At 69.9% G+C, this 4226-nt stretch carries 6 protein-coding genes; all 6 read left to right on the top strand.

Translation table 11 applies throughout. From position 1 onward, the window contains the following. Window positions 1-653 (top strand): insulinase family protein (locus G6021_RS12435; protein WP_182641420.1); only part of this gene is annotated, 653 nt, incomplete at its 5' end. 34 nt (window positions 654-687) lie between these two features. Continuing rightward, window positions 688-1437 (top strand): 4-hydroxy-tetrahydrodipicolinate reductase, encoded by a 750-nt coding sequence (dapB, locus tag G6021_RS12430; protein ID WP_179526256.1) that lies wholly within the window; start codon window positions 688-690, stop codon window positions 1435-1437. Window positions 1438-1445: 8 nt separating this feature from the next. Then, on the top strand, window positions 1446-1925 hold the full coding sequence (locus G6021_RS12425; RefSeq protein ID WP_347238964.1) for a hypothetical protein: 480 nt from the start codon (window positions 1446-1448) through the stop codon (window positions 1923-1925). Then, window positions 1922-2374 carry an NAD(P)H-dependent oxidoreductase gene (locus tag G6021_RS12420; RefSeq protein ID WP_179525425.1) on the top strand — a complete coding sequence of 151 codons (453 nt, stop codon included), beginning with the start codon at window positions 1922-1924 and terminating at the stop codon, window positions 2372-2374. The genes G6021_RS12425 and G6021_RS12420 overlap by 4 nt, the downstream gene beginning before the upstream one ends. Window positions 2375-2410: 36 nt before the next feature. After that, window positions 2411-3163 (top strand): FAD-dependent thymidylate synthase, encoded by a 753-nt coding sequence (gene thyX, locus G6021_RS12415; protein ID WP_182609552.1) that lies wholly within the window; start codon window positions 2411-2413, stop codon window positions 3161-3163. A gap of 85 nt (window positions 3164-3248) precedes the next feature. Then, window positions 3249-4169: a 4-hydroxy-tetrahydrodipicolinate synthase gene (gene dapA / locus G6021_RS12410; protein ID WP_182609553.1), complete on the top strand. Its 921-nt coding sequence runs from the start codon at window positions 3249-3251 to the stop codon at window positions 4167-4169. Window positions 4170-4226: the final 57 nt, after the last annotated feature.

Genomic DNA, 4226 nt, shown 5'->3' with positions numbered 1-4226 from the left:
TCGGGGCCGCCGCACCCACCTCCGGCCAGGCGGCCGGGCACCCGGGCTGGGCCCCGTCGTCGGTGCTGGTGGGGGAGGACGACGACTCCGAGCAGGTGCTCCTGGCTCTGGCACGGAGGACACCGTCCCGCGATCACCGGGACCGCGCCGCGGCACAGGTCGCGACCGCGGTGCTCGGCGGCGGACTGAGTTCCCGACTGTTCCAGCGGGTCCGCGAGGAGCTCGGGCTGGCCTACACCGTGTACGCGTCGATGGACCAGTTCCGTGCGACCGGACTCGTCTCGGTCGTCGCCGGCAGTCCCGTCGGGCGGGTGGACGCCCTCAGCGGTGCGCTGGCCGAGGTCGTCGCCGGGATGGTGAACGATCCCCCGTCCGGCGACGAGGTCGACCGCGCGATCGGGCACCTCACCGGATCGATCAGGCTCGGGCTGGACGACCCACTGTCGCGGATGACGCGGATCGGCCGCCACCTGCTGGACCGCGACACTGTGGTGACCGTCGGGGAGTCGCTCCACCGGCTCCGCACCGTGCACCGCGACGACGTGGCGGACTACTGGACGGGCGAGACCGCGCCCTGGTGTCTGGCGGCCGTCGGGCCGGGCATGCCCGATGCCGGCGGCGCGGCTGATCTGCTCGCCGGCGTGGGCGGATAGGCTGGTGAGCGGTGTGACGACCGATGAGGAGACGATGACGGTGACGAAGGTCGGAGTGCTCGGTGCACGCGGCAAGGTGGGCACGGCGATCTGCGAGGCGGTTCGCGCGGCGGAGGACATGGAACTCGTCGCCGAGGTGGACCAGGGCGACCGGCTGCAGATGCTCACCGACGCCGGCGCGGAGGTGGTCGTGGACTTCACGCACCCCGACGTGGTGATGGACAACCTCGACTACTGCATCACACACGGCATCCACGCCGTGGTCGGCACGACCGGCTTCACCGACGAGCGGTTGGAGACACTGCGCGGACTGCTCGCGTCCCACCCGGATACCGGGGTGCTCGTGGCACCCAACTTCGCGATCGGAGCCATCCTCATGATGCGCTTCGCGGTCCAGGCGGCGAGGTATTTCCCCTCGGCCGAGATCGTGGAACTGCACCACCCGAACAAGGCCGACGCACCCTCGGGTACGGCACACCGCACGGCGGAGATGATGGCCGCCGCCCGCGCCGCGGCAGGGATGGGGCCCTCCCCGGACGCCACCTCCACCGAGCTGGAGGGGGCGCGGGGCGCAGATGTCGGCGGGGTGAGGGTGCACTCGGTCCGCGTGACCGGCCTGATCGCGCACCAGGAGGTCCTCCTGGGTACACAGGGGGAGACCCTGACCATCAGGCACGATTCCCTCGATCGCTCCTCCTTCGCGCCCGGTGTGCTCCTGGGCGTGCGGTCGATCGCGGGCGCTCCGGGACTCACCGTGGGGCTCGACGCCTTCATGGATCTGTAGGCCGGCCCGTGGACAGAGTCGTCAAGCCGCTGGTCATGGCCCTCACGCCGGTGGGTCTGGTGGTGGCGTTCGGTTACCTGCTCTACCTCGGGTGGTCCATGATCAGCCGGTCCGAGTACCTCGCCATGCGTGGACTGGGCGTCGGGATCGTCCTGCTCACCGTCGTCGGGGCGTGGGCGATGTGGGCGATCCTGCGGAACGGATTCGAACTCCAGCGGATCTCCGCCGCGGCAGCCCAGGAGGGGATCGAACTCGATATCTCCGACCTGGACCACCGCCCGTCCGGGCGACTCGAGCACGCCGCCGCCGATGAGCTGTTCGACCGCGTCAGTGCGGAGTACCAGGCGTCTCCGGACGACTGGCGTACCAACTATCGGTTGGCCCGCGCCTACGACCACGCGGGCGACCGCCTCCGTGCCCGTGAGGTGATGCGGGCGGCCATCGCCCTGCGGGAGGCGGAGTCCTCCGGGACCGGGGATCCGCGATGAGCACCGTCCTCGTGGTCCACCACGCTCCGTCCCCCAGGCTCCGACGAATCCTGGAGGCACTGGAGAGGGGTCTGGCCCATCCCGACCTCGAGGGCATCGAGGTCGAATCAGTGCCCGCACTTGCGACCACCGACGACCACGTTCTCCGTGCGGACGGCTACGTCCTGCTCACCCCGGCCAACTTCGGCTACATGTCCGGTGCACTCAAGCACTTCTTCGACCGCACGTACTACACCTGCGAGGGTGCGGTGGCCGGTCGGCCCTACGCCCTCTGCGTGCACGGGGACAACGACACCTCCGGGGCGGTGGCCTCGGTCGAACGGATCACCACCGGGTGGGACCTCCGCCAGGTCGCCCCGGCCCTACAGCTCACCGGCGAGCCCGGTCGTGAGGAACTCGACACCGCGTCCGAGGTCGCCGCGACGGTCGCCGCACACCTTCTCGGCTGACCCGCCGGGCGACACGACACCAGAGGGAGTCCCACCATGTCCGAGCTCGTCCGGCGGCAGGTCCGCATGGTCGCGCACACCGCGTTCACCCCACCCGACGAGATCGGTTGGGAGACGGATGCGGACGGCGGCTCCGCCCTGGCCGAGTTCGCCGGCCGCGCCTGCTACCAGAGCTGGGACAAACCCAACCCGCGCACCGCGTCGAACGCCGGGTACCTGAGGCACATCCTCGAGGTGGGGCACCTCTCGGTGTTCGAGCACGCGAGCGTGACGTTCTACATCACCGGTATCTCCAGGTCGTGCACCCACGAGCTCATCAGGCACCGCCACTTCTCCTACAGCCAGCTGTCGCAGCGGTTCGTCCCGGAGCATGATTCCAAGGTGGTGCCCCCGCCCGCGATCGCCGACGACCCGGAGCTGGTGGAGATCTTCCGCCGCGCCACCGACGCGTCGCGGGAGGCCTACGCGGAGATGCTCGCCAAGCTCGAGGAGAGGTTCGCCGACGTCCCCAACCCGATGCTGCGTCACAAGCAGGCCCGGCAGGCCGCGCGGTCGGTCCTGCCCAACGCCACCGAGACCCGCATCGTGGTGACCGGCAACTACAGGTCGTGGCGGCACTTCATCGGAATGCGGGCGACCGAGCACGCGGACACCGAGATCCGAGGACTGGCGATCGACGTCCTGCGTCAGTTGCGACATGCGGCGCCTGCGGTGTTCTCCGATTTCGAGATCACCTCGCTGGAGGACGGCTCCGAGATCGCGGTGAGCCCCTACGTCCTGGAGGGATGAAGCGGTTCACCGGGTCGGAATCGGGACTTCCCGTGGTCTGCGGGTAGTCTGGGAGGCCATGACACACGTGACCACTGGGGGCCCGATGTCGGCGGACGGTCGGCCGGCCCCCACCCGACCCGGACGCCCCACGCCGTTCGGCACGGTGCTCACGGCGATGGTCACCCCGTTCGGGTCCGACGGTTACGTCGACCTGAAGGCCGTCGCACGTGTCGCGGAACACCTCGTGGAGTCGGGGTGCGACGGTCTCGTCGTGTCCGGGACCACGGGAGAGTCGCCCACCACCACGGACGCGGAGAAGATCGCGGTTCTCGAGGCCGTTCTGGCCGCGGTGGGGGACAGGGCGACGGTGGTGGCCGGAGTCGGGACCTACGACACCGCACATTCCGTGCACCTCGCGCGCCAGGCGGCGTCCGTCGGTGCCCACGGCATGCTCGTGGTGACCCCGTACTACTCCAAGCCCACCCAGGCCGGACTCGACGCCCACTTCCGGGCGATCGCCGACGCCACCGACCGACCGGTGATGCTCTACGACATCCCACCGCGGTCCGTGGTCCCGATCCAGGCGGAGACGCTCATCGGACTGTCGTCCCACCCGAACATCGTCGCCGTCAAGGATGCCAAGGGCGACTTCCACGACGCGGTCACGGTGATGTCCCACTGCGACCTCGTCTACTACTCGGGCGACGACCAACTCAACCTCCCGTGGCTGGCCGTGGGAGCCAGCGGTTTCGTCAGCGTGATCGGCCACGTGGCCGCCGCGCGCCTCGTCGAGCTGCGCCGCGCCTTCCTCGCGGGCGAGGTCGACACCGCGCGACATATCAACCTCGGACTCCTCCCGCTCTTCGACGCCCAACGGGCGCTCGGCGGCGTGTCGATGTCCAAAGCAGCACTAGAACTTCTCGGGATCCCGGCCGGAGTGCCGCGACTCCCGCAGTTACCACCGACCACCGAGCAACGGGACGCACTGGCGTCGCTGTTGCACAGAGCAGGAGTCATCAGATGACGGAGAACCCGACCAACAGCCGCGGACGCGGCCGGACCCGCCGCGCTGCCGGCCGCC

The organism is Dietzia sp. CW19 (assembly GCF_014145265.1).
Taxonomy (GTDB): Bacteria; Actinomycetota; Actinomycetes; order Mycobacteriales; family Mycobacteriaceae; genus Dietzia; species Dietzia natronolimnaea.
Note: the sequence above shows the minus strand (reverse complement) of the source record. Positions and strands in the feature narration are given on the sequence as shown.

What these genes read in the sequence shown, in the direction of transcription:
- dapB (WP_179526256.1), top strand. Translation starts at nt 688, where the DNA reads ATGACGGTGACGAAGGTCGGAGTGCTCGGTGCACGCGGCAAGGTGGGC.
- G6021_RS12420 (WP_179525425.1), top strand. Translation starts at nt 1,922, where the DNA reads ATGAGCACCGTCCTCGTGGTCCACCACGCTCCGTCCCCCAGGCTCCGA.
- thyX (WP_182609552.1), top strand. Translation starts at nt 2,411, where the DNA reads ATGTCCGAGCTCGTCCGGCGGCAGGTCCGCATGGTCGCGCACACCGCG.
- dapA (WP_182609553.1), top strand. Translation starts at nt 3,249, where the DNA reads ATGTCGGCGGACGGTCGGCCGGCCCCCACCCGACCCGGACGCCCCACG.